This is a genomic window from Chloracidobacterium sp., from assembly GCA_016720705.1.
In the GTDB taxonomy this organism is placed as follows: Bacteria; Acidobacteriota; Blastocatellia; order Pyrinomonadales; family Pyrinomonadaceae; genus OLB17.
On the sequence record JADKKB010000007.1, the window covers coordinates 699,377 to 721,378 of the forward strand.

At 51.4% G+C, this 22,002-nt stretch carries 19 protein-coding genes; 4 read left to right on the forward strand and 15 right to left on the reverse strand.

Annotated elements, in window-relative coordinates; all coding sequences use genetic code 11:
• Positions 1-38 precede the first annotated feature (38 nt).
• From IPQ00_10315 to IPQ00_10350, 8 genes are all read right to left on the reverse strand, one after another.
• On the reverse strand, positions 39-1,112 hold the full coding sequence (locus tag IPQ00_10315; GenBank protein ID MBL0240949.1) for a c-type cytochrome: 1,074 nt from the start codon (positions 1,110-1,112) through the stop codon (positions 39-41).
• Positions 1,113-1,122: 10 nt separating this feature from the next.
• Entirely contained in the window at positions 1,123-2,580 is a 1,458-nt protein-coding gene (locus IPQ00_10320) for a CoA-acylating methylmalonate-semialdehyde dehydrogenase (GenBank protein ID MBL0240950.1), read from the reverse strand.
• A gap of 78 nt (positions 2,581-2,658) precedes the next feature.
• Positions 2,659-4,167, reverse strand: a complete 1,509-nt coding sequence (locus IPQ00_10325; GenBank protein ID MBL0240951.1) for an NCS1 family nucleobase:cation symporter-1 — start codon at positions 4,165-4,167, stop codon at positions 2,659-2,661.
• A 125-nt stretch (positions 4,168-4,292) separates the two neighbouring features.
• Positions 4,293-4,799 carry a hypothetical protein gene (locus IPQ00_10330; protein MBL0240952.1) on the reverse strand — a complete coding sequence of 169 codons (507 nt, stop codon included), beginning with the start codon at positions 4,797-4,799 and terminating at the stop codon, positions 4,293-4,295.
• 14 nt (positions 4,800-4,813) lie between these two features.
• Positions 4,814-7,771 (reverse strand): serine/threonine-protein kinase, encoded by a 2,958-nt coding sequence (locus IPQ00_10335; GenBank protein MBL0240953.1) that lies wholly within the window; start codon positions 7,769-7,771, stop codon positions 4,814-4,816.
• A gap of 195 nt (positions 7,772-7,966) precedes the next feature.
• Positions 7,967-8,419, reverse strand: coding sequence for a DinB family protein (locus IPQ00_10340; GenBank protein ID MBL0240954.1), 453 nt, complete (start codon positions 8,417-8,419; stop codon positions 7,967-7,969).
• Positions 8,420-8,467: 48 nt separating this feature from the next.
• The gene (locus tag IPQ00_10345; GenBank protein MBL0240955.1) at positions 8,468-10,216 is read right to left on the reverse strand and encodes a hypothetical protein; all 1,749 of its coding nucleotides are present in this window, start codon (positions 10,214-10,216) and stop codon (positions 8,468-8,470) included.
• A 6-nt stretch (positions 10,217-10,222) separates the two neighbouring features.
• Complete coding sequence (locus IPQ00_10350) at positions 10,223-12,028, reverse strand: tetratricopeptide repeat protein (GenBank protein ID MBL0240956.1); 1,806 nt, start codon at positions 12,026-12,028, stop codon at positions 10,223-10,225.
• A gap of 161 nt (positions 12,029-12,189) precedes the next feature.
• Here IPQ00_10350 and IPQ00_10355 point away from each other — a divergent pair, with 161 nt between their 5' ends.
• A complete protein-coding gene (locus tag IPQ00_10355; GenBank protein MBL0240957.1) occupies positions 12,190-13,026 on the forward strand; it encodes a hypothetical protein in 837 nt (278 codons plus the stop codon).
• 33 nt (positions 13,027-13,059) lie between these two features.
• Here the strand turns inward: IPQ00_10355 and IPQ00_10360 are convergent, their stop codons facing one another.
• Positions 13,060-13,872, reverse strand: a complete 813-nt coding sequence (locus IPQ00_10360) for a GNAT family N-acetyltransferase (protein MBL0240958.1) — start codon at positions 13,870-13,872, stop codon at positions 13,060-13,062.
• A gap of 377 nt (positions 13,873-14,249) precedes the next feature.
• Between IPQ00_10360 and IPQ00_10365 the strand changes: the two genes are divergently transcribed.
• Positions 14,250-14,819: a hypothetical protein gene (locus IPQ00_10365; protein MBL0240959.1), complete on the forward strand. Its 570-nt coding sequence runs from the start codon at positions 14,250-14,252 to the stop codon at positions 14,817-14,819.
• Positions 14,820-14,960: 141 nt separating this feature from the next.
• On the opposite strand, the gene IPQ00_10370 is transcribed toward IPQ00_10365, so the two are convergent.
• The 4 genes from IPQ00_10370 to hydA all read right to left on the reverse strand — a co-directional run bounded on the left by IPQ00_10370 (position 14,961) and on the right by hydA (position 19,314).
• The gene (locus IPQ00_10370; protein MBL0240960.1) at positions 14,961-15,938 is read right to left on the reverse strand and encodes a hypothetical protein; all 978 of its coding nucleotides are present in this window, start codon (positions 15,936-15,938) and stop codon (positions 14,961-14,963) included.
• Between the two features lie 133 nt (positions 15,939-16,071).
• Entirely contained in the window at positions 16,072-16,281 is a 210-nt protein-coding gene (locus IPQ00_10375) for a hypothetical protein (GenBank protein MBL0240961.1), read from the reverse strand.
• A 14-nt stretch (positions 16,282-16,295) separates the two neighbouring features.
• A complete protein-coding gene (locus IPQ00_10380) occupies positions 16,296-17,864 on the reverse strand; it encodes a serine hydrolase (protein ID MBL0240962.1) in 1,569 nt (522 codons plus the stop codon).
• A 70-nt stretch (positions 17,865-17,934) separates the two neighbouring features.
• Complete coding sequence (gene hydA / locus IPQ00_10385; protein MBL0240963.1) at positions 17,935-19,314, reverse strand: dihydropyrimidinase; 1,380 nt, start codon at positions 19,312-19,314, stop codon at positions 17,935-17,937.
• A 51-nt stretch (positions 19,315-19,365) separates the two neighbouring features.
• Here hydA and IPQ00_10390 point away from each other — a divergent pair, with 51 nt between their 5' ends.
• On the forward strand, positions 19,366-19,644 hold the full coding sequence (locus IPQ00_10390; GenBank protein MBL0240964.1) for an antitoxin family protein: 279 nt from the start codon (positions 19,366-19,368) through the stop codon (positions 19,642-19,644).
• Positions 19,641-20,108: a type II toxin-antitoxin system VapC family toxin gene (locus IPQ00_10395; protein MBL0240965.1), complete on the forward strand. Its 468-nt coding sequence runs from the start codon at positions 19,641-19,643 to the stop codon at positions 20,106-20,108. Before IPQ00_10390 ends, IPQ00_10395 begins: the two co-directional genes overlap by 4 nt.
• Before the next feature lie 104 nt (positions 20,109-20,212).
• On the opposite strand, the gene IPQ00_10400 is transcribed toward IPQ00_10395, so the two are convergent.
• Both IPQ00_10400 and IPQ00_10405 read right to left on the reverse strand, forming a co-directional pair.
• A complete protein-coding gene (locus IPQ00_10400) occupies positions 20,213-21,124 on the reverse strand; it encodes a hypothetical protein (GenBank protein ID MBL0240966.1) in 912 nt (303 codons plus the stop codon).
• A gap of 295 nt (positions 21,125-21,419) precedes the next feature.
• Positions 21,420-22,001: a DUF2059 domain-containing protein gene (locus IPQ00_10405; GenBank protein ID MBL0240967.1), complete on the reverse strand. Its 582-nt coding sequence runs from the start codon at positions 21,999-22,001 to the stop codon at positions 21,420-21,422.
• Between the last annotated feature and the right edge of the window lies 1 nt (position 22,002).

A 22,002-nucleotide genomic window follows, 5' to 3' on the forward strand; every position in this document is an offset into this window, starting at 1 on the left:
TCACTCAATAGATCAAATGATTTTGCACAGTTTCAAGACTACGGTTTAGCAAATTTTGCGTCATCGACGGTGACGCTTTTAACCTCAAGTATCTTACGCGTCCAAGTGATGCCCGGCATCGCAAATCTTGTCGTCGCCGGGAGCTTTACGCCCCCAAAGTCCTTGTATTCGCTATAATCGACCTGATATTGAAATTGGCCGATGACGGTCATTGCCGATGCGACGCGTCGTACGAGTTGGCCCGTGAGCACATCGAAAATAAGCTGTTCTCGCCGATTATCGGCAGTCGTAGCATTTATGATGTAAACTTCGCGGCCGTCGATACGGTTCAGGAAGCGAAATTCCAGTTTGGCGTAAATCGACTTGATATCAGCATTGCCGAAAAGCTGAGCATCGCGTTTGATCTGCTCCGCCTCAAATGCCTTGAGCTCAACTGCCTCCGTGTTGCCAAGTTTTATTGCGTCCTTACCGTCAAAGAGTTCGGTAACGACATAGTCGGCATACCTGGTATCCGAGCGATACTTGCCGCCTTTCAGCCATATCTCCTCGGGCTCGACTGTTTTGCCGTCGGGTTCGATGCGGCTCGCCTTGATCTGACGTGACCCGGCCTTGGCGAGTGCGGCTTTTCCGCCGAGAGCCAATTCATATTTGGCAAGTATCTCATCGACGGTCGGCTTGACCGCCGGTTGCTTCGGCCGCTCCAGCGGGGGCGGAGGCGGCATCAGACTAGGTAGGGCGGCGGGGCGCTCGTGTCCGTTGTGACAAGTGTTGCACGACACTTCGGGCTTGCCCTCAAAATATGTCTTGTTAAGTTCCCAAGTCATTTTGATCATCTTGCGGGCGATGTCCTTATGGTCGATCCCGTCTTTGTCAAAATCCTTGTCATTCGACACGTGACACATCTTACAGTCAACGCCGAGACTTGCGGACATTATGTTCATCACCTGGCCCAACTGATCGGCGGGCATATCGTTGAGAACCTTGATGTTCTTAAACTTCTGGCCCGCGGTTACGGTCTGCGTCTGCGCGGTAACGGACGGCAAACGGATCGCAAAGGTTGCGGCCAAACCGACCGTCAGCACGACGATCAGCAATTTGATCTTCTGTTTCATCAGTACCCTCTTAGCTCATCCAATTGATGCCCGCCTCCGGATTCCATTTGGTGGTCGTCTTTTTAAGCTTGGTCCAAAAGTCGATCGAGCTTTTGCCCGTGATGTCGTTCGCACCAAATCGCGAATCGTTCCAACCGCCGAATGAGAATGGTTCGCGGGGCACAGGCACGCCGATGTTGACGCCGATCATACCGGCACTCGCGTGCTCCATAACGTATCTCGCGAGCCCGCCGCTCTGCGTAAAGACCGCCGCAGCGTTGCCGTAGGGATTGGCATTTTCGATCTTGAGAGCCTCGTCGAGTGTGTCGGTACGCATTATAGAGATGACCGGGCCGAAGATCTCCTCGGTAGCAACCGACATCTCAGGCGTGACATAGTCGATAACGGTCGCACCGACGTATGTGCCGTTCTCCTTGCCCTCGACCACGGCTCCGCGGCCGTCAACCAGGATCTTTGCACCGTCGCTTTCAGCCTGAGTGATGTAGGACTCGATCCGTTGCTTTGCCGCCTTTGAGATCACGGCACCTAAGTTTTTGCCGGGCACGATCTTGCGTGCCTCGTCGCAGATCTGTTCGATTATCGGGTCCACGTTGCCGACCGCCAGCATCGCTGACGCCGCCATACATCGCTGTCCCGCACAACCCGACATCGACGCCGTCACGTTGGTCGCGGTCATCGACGGATTGGCATCAGGTAGCACAAAAAGGTGATTTTTGGCACCGCCGAGTGCGACACAGCGTTTAAGATTATGGGTGGACTGCTGATAGACGAGCTTGGCGACCTTGGTCGATCCGACAAAGCTGACCGCCTCGATATCGGGGTGCGAACAAATACCCTCGACGATCTCCTTGCCGCCGTTGATGACGTTAAAAACGCCATCGGGCAGTCCCGCGTCCTTTAGGAGTTGAGCCATCCGCAAGACCGATAATGGCACGAGTTCGGATGGTTTCATCACCATCGTATTACCAAGCACGAGTGCATTTGGCATCGACCAATTCGGAACCATTAGCGGAAAATTGAACGGAGCGATCGACGCCACGACTCCGATCGGAAAATGCTCAACGCGGCACTCGACACCGCGGCTAACCTCCAAAACCTCATTTGAAACGAGCTGCGGCATCGAACAGGCAAATTCGGTCAACTCGATACTCTTATCAACCTCGGCCTTGGCCTCGTCCCACGTTTTGCCGTTCTCCTCAACTATCAAAGAAGTCAGTTCTTCGGAATTTTGCTCAAGTAGATTGCGGTATCGAAAAAAGATCTGCACGCGCTCCTTGATCGGCATATGACCCCACGCCGGTGCTGCCGCCTTTGCCGACGCAACCGCGGCATTTAGTTCTTCGGCCGCCGACATCGGCACCGTCGAAAGCAGATTACCGTCGATCGGCGATGTCACATCGAGAGCGTCTGACGAAACGCTGTCGACAAACGCGCCATTGTAAAAATTTTTAACTTTTTCGTATTTCATAAAGCTATTTCACCACAGAGTGCTCTGAGTTAAGAAGGATAACTCAGACCGTATATCGTATTTCCCCTTTTATTCCATTTACGCCTTCTCTGTGCTCGCCGTGTCTCTGTGGTGCAATTTTTTTGGCGGCATCGCGATCATCAGAACCCAATGAACTAAAAAGGCAACGCCGAAACCGATAAACCAACCGTAGTCGTAAAGCACGCTGAGACTTGGAATTATCAACCCTATCCACGCAAAAAAGCAACCTAAAAGCGTTGCGATGATTGCTCGCCAGTTCCATCCGCCGTATTCACCCTTGGTTTTGTAAAGGTCGCCAAGATTCAGGCCCGTCTTTCGCACCAGCCAATAATCCGCGATCAGAACGCCCGCAATGGAACCGAGGCCGCCGGAATACCCCACGAGCCAGCCGAAAATGTATCCGCTCGGGTCGGCAAGCAGCTTCCACGGCTGCATCAGAATGCCGATAATACCCGTGATCAGGCCGCCGGTGCGGAATGAGATGAGTTTCGGAAATGCGTTTGCGAAATCGTTTGCAGGGGAGACGACATTGGCGGCAATGTTGACCGAAAGCGTGGCAATCACGACGGTAAACATCGAGATGGCAACCACAACGGGCTGCGAGAATTGGCCGACAAGCTTGACCGGATCCCATGCATCGGCCGGGTTCATATGCGGGAATACGATCAACGCGGCCGAGGTGATCAAAATGCCCATTGCGGCAAAAACGACCATCGTCGTTGGTAGTGCGACCACTTGCCCGACCGCCTGTTCACGTTGACTCTTACCAAAGCGTGTAAAGTCGGGCATATTGAGCGAGAGCGTCGCCCAGAAGCCGATCATCGCGGTGAGGCTTGGGACAAACACGGGCCAAAATTCGCCGAGCGTTTGAAACTTACCGGGCTCGTGTAGCAAAAATCCGATGCCGCCGGCTTGGTACAATATCCAGCCGAGCAGAATGCCGGTCATCACGAGCACGTAAGGTGCGGCCCAGTTTTCGACCATTCGGAGCAGATCCATTCCCTTGTAGATGATCGCGATATTCATCACCCAGAAGATCAGGAACGAAAGCCATTCGGTCGGCGTGTGGCCGCCAACGGCAGGGCCGAGCAGTGTAGCCCAACCCGGCACGAACGCCGCAAAGAACGTATGCAACGCCTGCCCGCCGATCCACGCCTGTATGCCAAACCAACCGCACGCCACGATCGCCCGCATCAACGCCGGCAGATTCGACCCCATCGTTCCATATGCCGCCCGCGCAAATACCGGAAACGGAATACCGTATTTCGTGCCCGGATGCGAATTGAGCAAGATCGGCGCAAGCACAATGACATTGCCGAGCAAGATGGTGAACAGAGCCTGCCACCAGTTCATGCCCGCCGAGATCAACCCCGACGCCATCATATACGTCGGTATGCAATGCGCCATCGAGATCCAAAGAGCAGCGTAGTTATAGGTCGTCCAGTTGCGTTTCGCGATGGGCACGGGAGCGAGGTCTTCATTAAATAGGGCGGATGCCTGAATGGACTGGAGAGCTTCGTCCTTTAGCTCGACGCGTCCGTCCGGGTACTGAATAGTTTCTGCCATAAACATTTCCTTCCCGTTAAAATGAGAATTCGCCGTCACGACGACTGAGTTCCTTGCCGGCAAGCCGAGCACGCGGTATAGCGAAACCAAATCAATGATCAGCTTTCCGTCTCAATTCGCAGGGTTTACCAACACGCCGAAACCGCCTGAAATATGTTAAATCCACCGCTCAGTTCGAATGGCTCTGTTGCTTTGTAGTAGCCTCGGAGCCCCGTGATGTTGCAAACGTCACCCTCAGGAATGCAAATGTCGCCGCACGCCTTGGTTCCGGCCGAACAACCTCTTAATGATCCGGCGCCATCGGTCGGCGGTGCGTCATTGAAACTATTGACATTGACTAATCGAACGCAGTCCGTGGACATACCGATCCCGACGATCGAGTCGTAATCGTCCTTGTCCATTGCCCAGCCCTGGAATTTTACTGCCTGGTTCACAGAGATGACGTTGATGTGTGATATCTGTGCGGCGAGGCCCTTGTTCGATTTGATCCTGCCGTAAATAGTTGAAACGATCTCACTGTCGGCAACCTTGGCACACTGGGCGAATGTCGGCCGCTCAGAAGCCGCTATCGCCACTAAGAAGGCAAAAAAGCACAGTGACAATACCAATCGACGGGTAGGTGTGTTGGTCATACTATTCTTCTCCGTTATTTGATGTCGGTTATCATCGAAAGCAAGCTAAACCGAGTCTGCTTACCAAATACGATGGAACTGCCGTCGTGCAGCCAGGCAAGCCTGGAAAAATTAAGTCCGGAATCGTTATTGTTCGTCAGCTTACGAGGTTCACCACCCGAAGTGGAAACTACCCAAATATCGTCCCGATCATTATTACGGGCGGCGAACGCGATCAATTTGCGGTCGCCGGAGAGGAATATATTATAGAAATATGCATTTTTGAAACGCCCGATCACCGTTTCCGCTCCATTTGAGGCGTCGATACGCTTCAAGACCGTTTCGGGCGGCAGGCCGCTCATCTTGTCAGTCGCGGCAATGATAAGGCCGTTCTCGTCGGGCGTCCATCCGATCAGGCGGAAGTTCTGATCGTTCTCCGCAACCATAACCGACGATTTCGCCGCCACATCGACGACATTTAGGGCTCGAACCGTCTTCTGGTTTTCATTCAAGTTCTTTTTCTGACTGTAGTATGCCAGTCTTTTGCCGTCCGAAGACCAGATCGGGCAAAGAAATGCATATTCCTTTCCCGTATTGGCGGTCAACTGCGTGTCAGTGCCGTCCCGGACATCAAACTTCCAGACATTCGCTGAGCCATTCCTGTCAGAAACATAGGCTATCGCGGAGCTGTTGGGAGACCAGGCAAACGCATTCGTCTGAATGTGATTGTAAGGCGAGACCGAATAGCCGATCGCGGCGATGCCGCCCGCGGTAAGCTGTTTTGCTCCGCCGCCGTTCGGATTGGCGGTCATCAGCTCAATATTATTGAGGTTTTCGGCGTCTCGCCTAAAAAACGCGATCGATGTCCCGTCAGGCGACCAATCGGGTAAAAAGCCGCGTTCGGCCAGCGTAGTCGGTCGATCGTCGCGTGAGTTGAGCTTTTTAACGAGGATCGCACTTTCGAAAAGGTTATTGCCGCGGCTGAGATTTTTGGCCGCTTGGTAAACGATACGCGAGTCGTCCGGCGAGACGCTCGGCCACAACTCTGAGTTGACGCTACTCGAGATCGGAGTTTCCCGTGCATCGGCGACGGTTACCCTCCACACACTGGATTCCTCCTTAGCCGAACTGACGATGACCGAACCGCCATCGGCAGAAGCATCCACGATGATGCTATCTGTCTCGGTCGAGGTGATCCGTACGGGTTTTTGAAACGAATCGACGACGAAGACCTGAAACACTCCTTCAACCAGCGAACTGTACAAAAACCGCTTCTTTTCGGCGAGCCAAACGATGCGGTCGATCTCGCCGGTGCCCGCGGCAACCTCGGTTGGTGTGTTGGCGGCGATATCGGCGGTGAATATCTGCCAGCTCTTGTCTTTTTGAATGGCGTAGCCGACCGACTTTTCGTCCGGCGAAATGCTGACCCACATAACGCGTCCACCCTGAGCATCAGGCGTGGTTACCTTTTGCTTCTCTCCCGACACGACGTCGATGGCAAACAGGTCAGCGTTTGACTGGTAGTAGACCTTGCCGCTCGCGGCCCATCGCCGCAGTTCAAAATTGCCGTCACTGACGGCCCCGACCGACTTGGGCGTCCCGCCGAGTGCCGAAACGCGCCAGATCCCGGTAACGCTTCCGCGGCTGTCATTTACGTTGCCCTTTTGCGAGTAAAATGCGATCTCGTCACCCTTTGGCGACCAGATCGGGTCTTTGTTTGAAAATGCGTCGTTGGTGACTTGGATCGCCTCGGTCGAAGCTGTTTGGGTGACCCAAATGTTCTTTCCGGATGCTCTGGTGGACGAAAACGCGATCATTTTGCCGTCGGGTGAAAAGCTGGCGTTGCTGAAAAGCTCGCCCGGGGCACTATTCCAGGTCGCGACATCGGTCGTCTTGTAACTTCCCGGCACGGTCGATGACCGGCCGGCACGGAGCCACCAAATACCGCCCATCAGAATTACCGCGACTGCGGCTATCGCCAAGACGTGGAACAACGTAAATCGACGTTCGCGGAAAATGAGCGTCGACGTGTTTCGCGTCAGAGCTGCTTCGCCTTCGCCTGTGTTTTGAGCAGCGGCGACAGGACGCGTCAATTCGACCGACTGCCCGAGTTTTGCCTCAAATTTGAGTTCGTCCCGAAGATCGTCGAGGTCAATGTGCAGGTCCTTGATATGCTGATATCTCTGTTCGCGGTCCTTTCGGAGAGTTTTATCGATGATCCGTTCGAGTTGGCGCGGCAAGTCAGGCGACATCGACCGAAGTACCGGTGTCGGATCCTTTAGGATCGAACTTACAATGTCCATGGCACCGTCGCCGTGGAATGGACATTGGCCGGTCAACTGCTCAAAAAGTACGACGCCGAGACTCCAGATATCGGTTCGTGCATCGGTCTCCTTGCCGCGGGCCTGTTCCGGTGACATATACGAGACGGTTCCGAGGACCATTCCCGACCGGGTATTGACGAGGGCACGCGTTGCATCCTCGGACGACGCCGTCGCCGGCGTTCTCTCGGTCAGTTTCGCAAGGCCGAAATCGAGCACCTTGACCAGCCCGTCATCCCGCACCATTATGTTCTCCGGCTTGATATCGCGGTGGATGATGCCGGCCTCGTGTGCCGCGTTTAGAGCGGCTGCGGCCTGGACGCCAACATCGAGCGTCTCGCGCAAGGTCATCGGTTCGCGGTTGAGCCGGTCACGCAGCGTTTCGCCACTGATAAACTCGGTCGCTATGTAACGAAGGCCGTCGACCGTACCCATCTCGAAAACAGTCAGGATATTCGGATGATTGAGCGCCGATGCCGCCTTTGCCTCCAGCATAAACCGCCGGATGCGGTCGTCGTCACCGGCAGCGTCACCTGACAGCACCTTGATCGCGACCCGCCGATCTAATTTGGTATCTTTGGCAAGGTACACCTCGCCCATTCCGCCCTCGCCGATCTTGGAAACGATGCGGTAATGTGAAAGCTCTGTGTCGGGCTTGAGTTCTTGGCTCATTGATTAAGTGTCCACTCCGGCATATTCATCGATTTCCGCACAAACCTCAGCGATGTGCTTTCATATCTATCTCGACCAACTGGCCCGGCAGAGCTAGGAGTTTTACCTCGAATAATGTTGTGATCCGACACCGCTTTTTGCAAAGCGATCGTGATCGCCCAACAATCATAAACGCCGCCTGCCGCGTTTCTTTTTCTAAACTCCAAACTGCTTTAGATGATGGTCAATGTGTTTATGGACGATCAACGCCCATTCCTTCGCGCTCATTTTGCCGAACATTGGATGATACTGGCAGTCGCTATTGACCGGCAGACCACTTAATTTGTTCATTAGATCGATCAGACGCCCACGATCAGCCTCAAACTCCAAAGGCTTGCGGCCATTAACCTGCTGATCAAAATCCCCGCTCACCTTGACCTCTTTTGGCATTGGCAGCACGTAGAGGATGAGCGGTTTGATGAACGTTCGCGAGGTAAATGTGCTTTTATCCGGCATACTCGCCTCGAACGGTAATTCCCCGCCCTGAACGAGATGCGAAATCATCTGATTTACATTCATCTTGCCCCAAAGCGGCGTTTCATCACTGGTCAACTTATTTACGCGTTCGATCAAGCTCGACCGGTCGGTTTCATTTCTGATCGTTTTCATAGTTTCTGTGATCTCTTACCCGATGAGAATATCATCTTAATTTTCTTTCTATTCCGGAATCCCGACTCGTCTGACCAATTCCTTAAATCGCGGGTCGTCTCGCACGAAGTCCCAAGTTTTATTGACCTTTAGTAGGAGCAACTGCCTTTCACGCTCGTCATACCCTTTGTTCAGATATTCGATCGTATTATCTTTGTCTTTGCCCCAAGCATATGCGAAGGCAAAATCGATGGCTCTAACATAACCGTTTGGGTCTTTTGCATGTTTCGCGTTCAGCTCTTCGAGGCGTAGTTCCTGACGCATTCGCTCGTAGCCATCCCAGCCGCCTTTTTCGTAGGCTTCTTTCAATCTCGTAGTGTTTTCAGGTTTAAAATTTTTTGCTCTCGCCTCAAGCAGATATTCTTCGACAGCCTGATCATATTTGCCTTGGTCGGCATAAATATTACCATTGCGACGATGAAAACCCGCTTCACCGGGAAATAGCTCATTGAACTTCTTGTTTTGCAAAAGTGCTTCGTCAAATCGTCCGGCACGTTGCAATTGAGAACATATAGAAATATTGATCGCAATCGAAAACGGATCGAGTTCGATGGCTTTTGTGATTTCTCTGATCGATTCGTCATCCCTGCCGCTCCAGGATAATAGTTCGGCATACCATTGATGAGCCGTTGGGTAATTCGGATCAAGTTCGATCGCCCGTTTGTAAGATCTTTCCGCACCAGCAAAGTCATAATCAAAATGAATAATGATTTGTGCCAGCGACGTATGGGCTTCCGCCAAGTTCGGATCAAGTTCGAGAGCCTTGAGTGCCGCTTGCTTGCCTTGCGGAAAATAGTCTTTCGGTCTGAAGTCGCCGTAGGTGGGAAACTGGGAATAGGTATCGGCTAATCCGCTGTAAGCCAGAGCATAATTCGGGTCCTTCTCGATAGCCTGTTTGAAAAACACGACCGCTTTTTGAAATTCAGGTATGTTTCGCTTGTTCCAATGAAAACGGCCTTGCAAATAAAGTTGATAAGCTTCGTCGTTGTCGGTGTATTTCTTCGCCAGCTTTTGCTCGCTTTCTCCTGACAGTTTTAGTTGCAGTTTGCCCACGATTTCGGCGACGATCTCGCGCTGGGTGGTCAGCAGTTCCGAAAGTTTTCGTTCATACTGCTCGCCCCACAGCGACTTGTTGGTGCGGGCATCGACGAGCTCGACCGTGATGTTCAAATTGTCGCCCCACTTGGTAAGGCGTCCGGTCATCACCGCATCTACGCCAAGTTCGGACGCGATCTTTGCAATATCAGTCTCCTTCCCCTTGTAACGCATCACCGAACTCGTAGGCGAAACCCTTAGATCGGGAATCTGCGTCAGCCGAAAGATCAACGATTCCGCCAAACCATCAGACAAATAATCCGTGTCGGCATCAGAATTCTTATTCTCAAACGGCATCACGGCGATAGAATTGATCTGTTTGGTTGAGGCGAGATATTTGTAACCGAAGAAACCGGCGAGCACGATCACAGCAAGAGCCAATGCCCCAAAAAGCATGCGCTTGTCGAACATCTTGCTTTTCGGAGCTTTCACGATGCCGCTCGGCAAGACCGCGGTCTTCTCCGTAGTATGTATCTGCGCAATCGTCGGTGCTTCACCGACGGCATCGGTCGTATGCAATATCGCGGTCTGCGGCTCGTCGAACTGGCCGCCCGCTGACGCAGGCGGTTGCGACCTTGGGCCATACAACAACTCCGCCCCGTCGTCGAGGCAGAAACTCATCGACAGGTCATACTCACGGCCGCATTGCGGGCATTTCTTCATAGAGTTCTATTCCGGCAGGCCCACTCGTCTCATCAGGTCCTTGAATCTCGGGTCACCGCGGAGCGGTACAAACTGAGGAGATGTCCGCAGGCCCCATATATTACCGTACCGGTTGGCCTGAAAATCTTTTTCCAGCCATTCAAAAACGCGATCAGTTTCGCCGAGGCCCGCATAGACAGTTGCGACAGAGGTCCCGCTGGCGCTGGACGTGCCGTCCTTATCGCCTTTTGCGAAGCTGTTTTCAAGTTGGCTGAGTATTGCCTGCGCTTCTGCACGGTTGCCGGCTACTGCCTGAACATAACCGATCACCGAAAGAGTGTTTGGCGCACCATTTACTTCGTATGCTTTCCGTGCGTTGGCCAAAGCCTCGTCCGTTTTGCCAACACGCAAGTAGCAGTGTGCGAGCGTACGATATTGCCTCCAGAAAGGAGCGAGCCCTAAGCCGCGGTTGGCTTCGGCGATAGCCGCCTCAATATCACCTTTTTCATAAAGGGCTTCGGCCAGATTATTGCTAATGCCGGCAGACAACTCATCAAGCTGCTTTGCTTTAATGGCTTCATCGAGAGCTTCATCGAAACGGCCCTGTCTTCGGAGCAGGCGCGAATAATAATGGTGAGCTGACGGATAGCTCGGATTCAACTCAATAGAGCGTTTGAAGCTCGACTCAGCCTCTGCCCACTTACCCTCCGTGGAACTTATTATATTGCCAAGCGTCGCGTGGGCCTCAGCGAGGTACGGGTCAAGCGCAAGAGCTCTATCTAAATAAGTCCGGGCCATCGCGGTCGTTTCCTTTTGCTGCGCTGCCGCGGTGGTGTCCCCGACAACCTGTGTGAGGTAGTAAGCATCTGCGAGGCCGGCGAAAGCGAGAGCGAAATTGGGGTCTTTTTCGGCAGCCGCTTTGAACTGCTCGATCGCCGCCTTCATCCCCGCGGGAGTACGTTTGTTCGAGTAAAATCGCCCCTTTAGATAAAGCTGATACGCCTCACTGTTATTCGTATACTGCTTAGCGAGGCCCTTGGTTTGGTCACCTGAAAGCTGCAGCTGCAGTTTCTGAACGACAGTCGCCGCGATCTCGCGCTGTGTCGCTAACAGGTCAGCAAGCTTTCTGTCATACTGTTCCGCCCAGATCAGCTTTTTAGTTCGAGCGTCTATCAGTTCAACGCTAATAGTTAGATCGTCTCCGCGTTGCGTCACCCTACCGGACATCACGGCATCTACCTCCAGTTCCTTTGAAATCGCCGAGATGTCCGTCTGGGAGCCTTTGTACTTTACGACCGAACTTGTCGGGCTGACTTTTAGCCCAGAGAGCTGCGACAGCTTGTAAATGAGCGACTCGGCCAGCCCATCGGACAGGTAATCGGTGTCGGCATTTCCGCTGCGGTTCTCAAACGGAAGTACCGCGATCGAATTGATCGTACCCGAGCCCGCAGGCTGGAAGTATCGATAACCGAAGAAGCCGCCAACCAAAATCAACACAGCAACTACCAATAGCGCAAGCGGCTTTGTGGCTCTATTTGCGGAGAAGCTCTGCTGCTTCTCCACCGCGTCACCCAAATTCTTTTGAGGCTCTGCGACCGCTCCAGTTTGTAGGATCGCGGTTTCGTCGGTCGTGTGGACAAATTGACGAGTATGATCCTCGCCGCCCCGGAACCCGGTCGCTATCGCTCCCGGTTCGGACAAGATCGCCGTCGCAGGCTCGTCACCGGTACCAGAGCCGCTCGCCGGGCCTTCGAGCAGCGCATTTCCATCGTCGAGACAATACAGCAGCGTGTCGTCGTAATAATCGCGTCTGCATTCAGGGCATCGTTTCATAGCGTTACCAGCAAGAGTGTAGGCCACATTTCGGATATTTGACGAGATTATACGCTAAAAATTGGCCTACTAGCACTAAAATAACGAAGAGTCAGTTGTTTGACAGCGTATGTGTTCGTCAAATACGATAATCCTAAAACTCCAAGCGATCACAAATACATATGAAGAAAATATTCACAGCGTTTTCGTTGTCACTTTTGCTCTTTGCGGCTGCGGCAGCACAAGTCGGAGAGGTCAAATTCTCAAAGTCGCCAAAGACAGTTGACGGTTCGACAAGCTTCAATTCCGGAGAATTTATCTTCGCACATGTAAAGACTCCGCAACCGATCGCGTCTATGCTTACATTCAATGACCGACCGGTGACGTTTTCCGTCGAATTTTCGTCTAATGGCAATATGCTAGAAGAGGAAATGTACGGCTTTGATCAGACAAAGGTCAAAGGTGCGAAAAACGCATCTTTTGTCCTGCCGGTCGTCTCAGATCCGGCTGGAGACGTGCCCTTGTTTGGCAAAAATCTGTTCGCGATCCGATTGTCAGGTGCATTGGCGAAGTTGCCCGTCGGGAGCCACGAGATCGCTTTCGATTTTAAGTCGTATAACTACAAAGACGCAGGCGAATCTATCGCAAAGGGCAAATTTACACTTGTTGTCAGACCTGACGCAAAGACATTTTTTGCCAAGAACGAAAAGGACTCGTACGACTCGATGACCAAGCGAGGTGTATCGACCGTAACGGCAAGCTCACGCGACGTGGCGATGGGCGTGGTCGGCGGCACGAGTGTCATAACGCTGGTAAACAACTGCGGCCGCAGCGTCTGGATGCGAAAAGCCGGCAGTTCGGACAAGACCGAGTACCGCCTCTCATCGGGCCAGACAATGAAATACGACCGCGACTCAGGCTACCTCGAAGAATGGAATTTCAAAACGCTGAAATGGGGCACGGTCTCTACAGTTTGGTCGGCGGATTCGACGGGCAAAGCCAATATCTGCGCGAAATAGTACAAACTACAAATTTTAATGGCAGTCTTGCGATCAAACGCGAAGCTGCCATTTTGTGCGTGTATAAGCGATCTTAAAGCCGTTTTTCTGAGCGTTTTTCTGGGACTGACTGCCGGGCGATGCTCCCATAATGGCTAGCTTGCAGCCCTTTTCGGCGGCAAATTCCAGGCGGTCTTCGAGCAACGCGGTTTGGGCACCTTGATTGCGGCCCGCCGGGATCGTGCTGGCCCCGGCGAGTGCGCAGACGTCATCGTAAATGAACAATGATCCTGTGGAGATCGGATTGCCGTCGAGTTCGGCGAGGTATGGAAAGGCTCCTTTGCATTGCGCTCCGATCCGGCCGAAACTAAACATAAAATCCGCGAGGCCTTCGTGTTCCGTCGCCCAGCCGTCAGCAGACGTTCGAGCCCAAAGATCGATTTCATCGGACGAGATAACCCGAGTCGTCAGACTTTCATTCCGCCGCCGCTTTTCGATCAATCGGTCAAGCTCGCGAAACATCACGCTCGTCAATTCGATCGGCCGATAGCCCCGCGTCGACAATAACTCCATCAGCGACGGATCCGTCATCGGGCTGACTTCGTGAAAAACAGGGGCTTTTCGTTCGTTGAAAAACGCTTCGATCTCGTCGAGATGCTCGTCGGTTGCATCTTCAAATAGCCCTAGTCCGAAGGTCTGTGTCAGCGGTGATTCGACCCCGTCGAACATCGCGTATGTTCCGGCGACCTCGATCCATTCCGCTCCGATTTCGGACTCGAGCCTTGCTCGAGTTTCGACAAAGTCGGCGTTGACCCGGGCTTCGGTGCGCTCAAGTTTTTGGGAAAGCTTTATATCTGAAAAAATCACGTTCGTCTCTCCTAGTTTCCGTTAGTGTAGAAAGTCGTCCAATTCCGTCCGTTCCGATAGATTTCTTAATGAAATTGAAATCTTTTTTATAAAACTCGATTCTCAACATTACCTCGACGTCCTCCGAAATTAGGGAACGAATACTCAAATCTGACATTTAATTTTCTTATACGGGTGCACTGAATATGTGCTATTATGGCTTCGCTTCTCATAAGTTAATTGCCCGCTCGCTGGTCTTTTTTGCAGATGGTTTTCGGGCATTCGTCACAGTTCTGGAGACCGCAATGGAAATGTTCGGGTATCTAATTCAGACATCCCAAGTTAACCCGTTACGTACTTCAGTTCGATTTCACCTCAAAAAAACAAGGAGTTTAGGTATGTTTAGAAATTCGATCTTGGTCATTATGGCTGTTGTGCTTTTGGGTGTCGGGTCAGCTATGGCCGGCAATTGTAATAACGACAATTTCTTCGGCACTTACACGCGTGTCGATGCGGCAACGGATCCGATCGGTGATGGCACGTTACTTCATCAGTATATTTACAACCTGACATTGAGTTCTGATGGATCCGCCATCCAATATTGGACGGGATTGCCTGATTTTCAAATTAATTCTGGTACCGGTTCAACATTTGTCGGAAGCTGGAAATGCAAGAATAACGGCCAGCTAGTGGTAACGCTTCTCGCCAGCACTTACTATCCAACAGATCCCTCTGCAAACCAAAACGTCCCGCTGCCAGACGTCAGCCTTCAGTACAACTACCGTTACACTTACTTGTTCAAGGTCAATAATCCCAACACCCTGACCCGTATACAGGCTAGATCACGTCGATATCTTGCAAGCGAAGATTCGACGAATCCTACCGCAGGCATTCTCGGGACTCTCAGCACGACGCCGGTCACATACAACCGTTTTGTTGCAAGCGATGACGACCTTACAGCTCCGTAAGCCTATATCTAATATTGTGGGTATTGGGCGGTCGCGAAAGTGGCCGCCTCATTTTTTTTCACCTTTACACATTCACCGCATTAGAGAAATTGCTCGGAGCAGTATTGCAACCAATTACTCCGCATCGGTCGTGAGATTGGATCAGGGCAGCACAATAGGCGTGAACGTTCCCGGCGGTCCATAGGAATACGTGCTGCCGCTGCTAAAGCGTCCATCTCTTACGGTTTCTCTTGCGGTTTGCAATATGAGACTCCTTTCTTGAATCGCAAATTGATATGTTGCTTTCTCCAGCGTTCTTTTCTGGCTTACTTTTAGCGTATTCCAATTATCCGCCCCATTTCTCTTAGTCCATGCCTCGATCACACTCGTTTGCGGCGTTATTATCAGGCTGCTTCCGCTGACCGTATAGGTGCCGCTTTCCTTTATCAAAAGAGTTTCGTCACTCGCCTCGCTGTAATTTTTACCGTTGAAATAGTAAGTCCCGTCAGCATTAAACGTGTATTGCTGCTTGTTGTAACTATAGGTGCCAAATCGGTTATTCAGTTGACTCACTGCATTCGATTTTCCCCATGAACCAACGATCGCCGCGCTTCCAACTCCTTTGTTTGTTTGCCGTGTTCCCGCGGTCTCCAACTTTCCCAAACTGATCGATTTCAAAAATGCCGCAATTTCTGACTGGTATGCCTCGGTGTTAGTTAGCACAAATGCGTTTACCATTTTTCCATAACCGCTCGCCGTGAATAGCAATACATAGCCCTCCTCGAAATCTTTTTGATATGAAGCGGAACCAACGAGAAATTCCCAACCGCCCTTATTATACGAATCGGACATCTGCGGGGCGGCCGAAACATCTACCGCTTCCTTAATGAGCGTACGCCATGCGGCGTCGAAGTTTGCTTTCGAATTGTTTGTGCTGGGAAGCGATTTGATGAGAGTGATCAAGCAAACATTTCCAGTTGTTTTATCTTCGGTCGAAAATTGAATCGAACTTTGGGCTGCCTGCTTTTGCCAACCTTTCGGCGACTTAAACGTCGCGATATCGAAGGTTTCTGATGCCTGAGCCAAAGCGCCGCCTGAAAGGGTCAGAAAACACGTTATCCATAAAAAAGCATGTTTCATAAATAGCTCCGATCATCGACTTGCCGATCCGGTATGTCCCGTGAATTTTCAACATTGTTCCGCAAGATAAAAAAGAATCTTCCGGAGTACCAAATACTTCTTTACTGTCTCTGCATTTTTGGCAATGCAAATCTCACTTTTGTTTTTTGGGCACTGGCATATCCGTCATATTTAGAAACGGAATCTCTTTATCGCTTACGAAAAACATCACTAGTCGCAGAGGTCCGGTCGTGCTGCAATTGTATCCCGTCGTTTTCACGCCTGGTCGCTCGACGAACGAATCATTAGCAAAAGCCTCGACACGTTCGACGCTTTGTGAGAGATATTTATCGGCGTCGATCATCGTTCTCGGACTGTCTACTTCTTACGGCGAAAATCGAGATCGTGAAAGTCATAGCTGAAATCGGTGAGTGGTGAGATCGCACGCATTGTAAAGCCTGCGGCCGCTCCGTTTTCGTCGAGGCTAAAACTCACAAATGCGTCGGCGTCCATACTGAGGTCGTCCCATTTCACAACATATGTATTGGCTTTGTATGGGATCAGGTCACCGGTAAGCCGCGGCGAACGCTTTGAGCTGAATCGCAGCTTTCCGCCCTTCATTTCGATCGCGGCATCACCGAGCCACGCGTCTGTATATGTGCCCGAGATCAACTCCGCTTCAATTACAGCACCGCCGGACCTTTGGGCATTTTCAATATCGAGAGCGACCTTATCGGTGATGCCCTTTGCCGTCGCGATCGATTTTTGACGGCTAGCGGAAATGTCCGTGACCCAATCTCGGCCTTTGACCCCAAAATAACCGTCTTTTATCTGATTGGTGATCGATGAGAATGCACCGCCTTCTTGCTGGTTTGTTAGGACGATAATTCCAAGGTTAAGTTCCGGGATCATCGTGATCTGGGTGACCATTCCCTCGAGGCCGCCGGTATGCGACACCTGTTTGTAACCGTTAACATCGCTGACGCCAAACCCGAGAGCGTACGCTGAAAAATGTGTGTTATATGGTCCGGGCGCGTTGACCGGGATGATCGTCTGCGGCGACCAGATCTCTTTCAAAGTTCTTTCGGAAATAAGCCGCTTGTCGCCGTTGTATTTTGCGCCGTTCAAGAGCATCCCGACCCATTTCGCAAGGTCTGTGATGTTCGAATTGATGCCGCCCGCCGCCGCCGGCACGCGCACGTTACTTCGCTTGATGACCTGAACTTTTCCCTCCACGCTTGCGTGTCCCTCGATCACGTTACTGCGATCTTGCAGCCTCTCAAATAGCCCGGCAGAACTCGTCATCCCGAGCGGTTTCATTATCCGCTCCTCGACAAATTCGGGCCAGCTTTTGCCCGAAACCCGTCTGATCACCTCGCCCGCAACGATATAGAGATTGTTGTCATAATCATATTTGGTACGGAAACTCGAAACTTGTTTCAAATACCGTAGATTATGGATAACATCCTCGATCGTAAAATCACTGCCATCCGGGAAAAACATCAGGTCGCCCGCACCTAGCCCAAGTCCGCTGCGATGTGTCAGCAGATCGCGGATGCGAAAATCCTCCGTGACGTATGGGTTGTATAGCTTGAATTCAGGAATATAATCCTGAACGCGGTCGTCCCACTTGATCTTTCCCTCGTCGACAAGAATACCGAGTGACACGGTCGTAAACGCTTTTGAATTGGACGCGATGCCGACCAGCGTATTCTCGTCCATCTTCGCACTGGCATTCAGCGAACGAACGCCGTGGCCTTTCGCATATATGACCTTGCCATCCTTGATCACACCGACCGAGATGCCGGGCACGTCGAATGCCTTCATCGACCGCTCTACCAGCAGATCGATCTCCGCACTTGTCAGCACTTGAGAGTGAGCGCTGTTTGCCAAAACAAGGACCAAAATTGCCAGGCCTAGGAAATACGAGAAGATTTGTTTTTTCATAATTGTGATCGATCAGCGGGCCTCCGCGCGTCTTAGCCCCAACGACACCCTATATTGTCGAGTTGAAATATTACGCCTTTACGCACTCGCCGCGTTTCAGGAATTCACCGTCGCCTTGCTTGCCGGTGTGCTTACCGTTTTCGATGATGACGCGGCCGCGTGACAGGACGGTTTCGACCTTGCCCTTGATGGTCCAGCCTTCGTAACTCGAATAATCGACGTTCATATGTTCGTGTTCGACACCGAATTTGGTCTCGCCGTTGGGGTCGAATATTACGATATCGGCATCCGAACCGACGGCGATGGTGCCCTTTTTCGGGAACATCCCAAACATCTTGGCTGCGGCTGTCGAGGTGAGTTCGACAAAACGATTGAGCGATATGCGATTTTCGACCACGCCGCCGTTATAGATAAGTGCGAGTCGATTTTCGACGCCCGGAGCACCGTTCGGGATCTTTGAGAAATCATTGATGCCGAGTTCCTTCTGCTCTTTCATACAAAACGGACAATGGTCGGTCGAGATCACTTGAAGGTCGTCCATCTTGAGGCCTTTCCAAAGCTCGGCGCAGTTGTGCTTCTCGCGAAGCGGCGGCGTCATCACGTATTTCGTCCCATCCCAACCGTCGCCGTAATCTTCTATCGAGTGAAAAAGATACTGCGGACAAGTCTCCGCAAATGCGGAGATGCCGCGATCTCTCGCTTGGCGAACCTGATTGAGAGCATCGGTACACGAAAGGTGAACAATGTAAACCGGCGACTCTGCCATCTCTGCGATGGCGATAGCTCGGTGAACACCTTCGGCCTCAGCGATCGTTGGACGCGTGAGTGCGTGATACTTCGGAGCCGTTCGTCCGTTGGCGAGAAAGCGTTTGATGATCTCGTTTATGACGATGCCGTTCTCGGCGTGCATACAGATCAGGCCGCCGCGTTTTCCGGCGGCAGACATCGCACGAAAGATGGTCGCGTCGTCTGCCAAGAACACGCCCGGATACGCCATAAACAGCTTGAACGAAGTAATGCCCTCGTCCATCAGCTTATACATCTCCTTCTCATCGCCGTCCTCAAATTCGGTGGTGATGAGATGAAACCCGTAGTCGATGCAGGTCTTGCCCTCGGCCTTTTTGTGCCATGCGTCCACGCCCGAAGTCATCGATTCGCCCTTCGTCTGCACCGCAAAATCAATGATCGTCGTCGTCCCGCCAAACGCCGCCGCCCGCGTGCCCGTAAAGAAATCGTCCGACGCGAACGTCCCACCAAACGGCAGCTCCATATGCGTATGCGGATCGATCCCGCCCGGTATCACCAGCTTCCCGCTCGCATCAATTACCACATCCGCCTCGACATTGATCTCTTTCCCGATCAACGAAACCGTCCCATCCTCGATCAAAATATCCGCCCTGTAGTCATCAACCGCCGTAACAACGCGTCCGTTCTTAATTAGTGTTTTCATCTTTTTATTTCGTTTCTTTTCGAACTGGTTTTAGGTTATTATAAGGCTGTTATGGATCAAATAACCACTGCAATTTATGAAAATGGTGTGTTGCGTCCAGCTGTGTCTCTCGACCTGCCGGAACACTCGGAGGTTGAAATAACCATTCATACGCATGGCGATTCGCTTGACGATAAAGTTGGACGTGCGCTCGAAGTTGCCGGTTTGTCAACGCCGCGAAAGATAAGAAGGTCGCCTATAAGCGATGAACGACGGGCCGAACTTGCCAGGATATTTTCCTCAAAAACCCCGCTCGGCGATTATATCCGGGAAGATCGCGACGCCAGATGAGTCAAATCTATTACTCGGACAGCAGCGTTCTCGTAAAACGCCACATACACGAGATCGGCACCGACTGGCTCCTTGAGTTGCTCGACCCGGCGGCCAACAACTCGATCATCACATCAACGCTAACTATCGTTGAAGGTCTGAGTGCCTTAAATCGCCGTGTCCGCGAAGCCGCTCTCGACGCAACTGATTATCCGCAGATCGCCGAGGATTTTCTCGTAATTTCAAATAACGAATATCGTTTTGTAGATGTCACCGCTGAGGTGATAGATAACACGCAACGCCTGCTCGAAACTTACCCGCTTCGCGCGGGTGATGCGATACAGCTTGCCTCTGCAATCATTTCGAGAACAACAATCCAAAGTGCCAACCTAGCCGCTCCGATCTTTCTAGCCTCCGACATCAAACTTCTCGACGCTGCAATCGCCGAAGGTTTTACGACTGATAATCCTTTACTACACCCCTAAGATACTACCTTTCCCGCTCAATGAAACCGTCCCGTCCTCGATCAAAATGTCGGTCCTGTAGTCATCAACCGCCGTAACAACGCGTCCGTTCTTGATTAGTGTTTTCATAGGTTATTTAAGAAAATGATTGAACTAGAAGCCGAATAGTTTCCAAACAATAAACTCATCAAGCTTGATTTCTTAGTGAATGTCTCCCCAAGGATTTCAGGTCTCGCGTTTCCCCTTACATCGGTGGCAAATGAGACTATGTTGCTAGCTAGGCTTCTACCCTCATGAACGCCGCCGCCGTATCCTATAATAAGGTCGTAGTCGCCCTTTGAAACACGAACATAGAAGTTATAGCGAAGTTTCTGTCCTCCGGCAAGATATATCATGTAAGGATCTTGCTGAATGCCTTGTTCGACATCCACAGAGTAGCTGTCTGAGGTCAATTGACCCGCAGGTCCGTATGTTAGTCTGGGAAAACCGCAATGAGAGCCAAAATTACACCGAGTGATCTTCGCCTCCGAATCGCCGTCGGCTGGCGAAAAAGGATCGTCGTCAATTTTCTTTCCAAATACCGTTGGAGCAATCTCGGATTTCAATATGGCTACCTTAAAGCGATTTTGATTGTCGATCTCAACGTTAAACCTGAGCGAATTGCCAGCAAGTCTTTCCTCGGTCAGAGTAAGTTTAAGGCCATCAACTGCAGGAAGTCTTTCCGATACCGTCGCATCACCTAAAAAGTTGAATTCAGTAATTAATCCGTCTCCGGGGTTCATAGGCTGGAATACCTCAGTAGCGTCGATGCGTATCGATCTTCCAACATATGGCCTTAGAAGCTCTTTCTTCTTCTCGGAAATATACATCAAGTACGTTGAGCTATAGAGATAACAAGTGTCCCACCGGTCAAATACAACTACTCCGGAATATTCTCCCGCCGAACGTATTCCACCAAACGCCATCCCAATCCAACAAAACAAAATCAACACAGCTACTGCTATCACATTAAAGCTTGTTCTGATTAGATTGTTCATTGTGGCTCTTTGCCAAACGGCGTGTTGTCGCCCCTATTTCTCGTTGGGCTTTGCCCATCGATGTGCGGGAAAGCTGTGCTTTTCCGTCACGTCTAATAAATGACCCAAGCGGCTATGACGCCCGTCAGGAGCGGCGGCGTAGCGGTAAAACTTTAATCCGAAACCGCAACAACAACGCGTCCGTTCTTAATTAGTGTCTTCATAACCATATCCCGTCAACAACGAATAACATCGTCAATCTCTCTCATCGTGCGGTATATGTCCGCTCGCAACGATCAAGACGCTTCGCTTTTCATTAAGGCTTCTTCGTTTTAGCGTCTTGAATTTTCTGTTTCAACTGCTCGCCTTCAGCCTTGATCTTCGGTGTTATAAAATCCTGAACCTTAGGCAAAAGCATTGATTGAAATGATTGCTGAACTTGGGCAGAGAGAGTGGGTAGGAATTTAAGAGCCTTCTGTCCTGTCGCGTTACTGTAGAAAGCAATTAGTTCCTTTAGTTCGGCTTCAGTGAACGCTTGGTCATAGACCTGAAAGACTGCCGCCTCTGAAATCGGTGTTATCTTCGGTTGGTCGTTGAGGAAGTCCTTTAGTTGCTGGTCAAGGCGATTGTAAGCGTCAACCGCAGACTTCCGAAGTTCCTGTTTTTGTGAATCCGTCAGTTCTTTATCGCTGTCAACGCTTCCGATAAGGTCATTCTTAATGTCCTCAAAGGAAACATTGATTTCTAGCATCACATTGTCAGCACCAGTAAGTTTCCGAAACTTCATCACAAGAGCTTGTTTTTCTGTCTGAGGCTCCTGCTGCGCAAACGTTGAAATTCCAACGAAGGCTGTAAAGATGAGGACCACGGCGCAATAGGTAACACGAAGTTTTTTCATA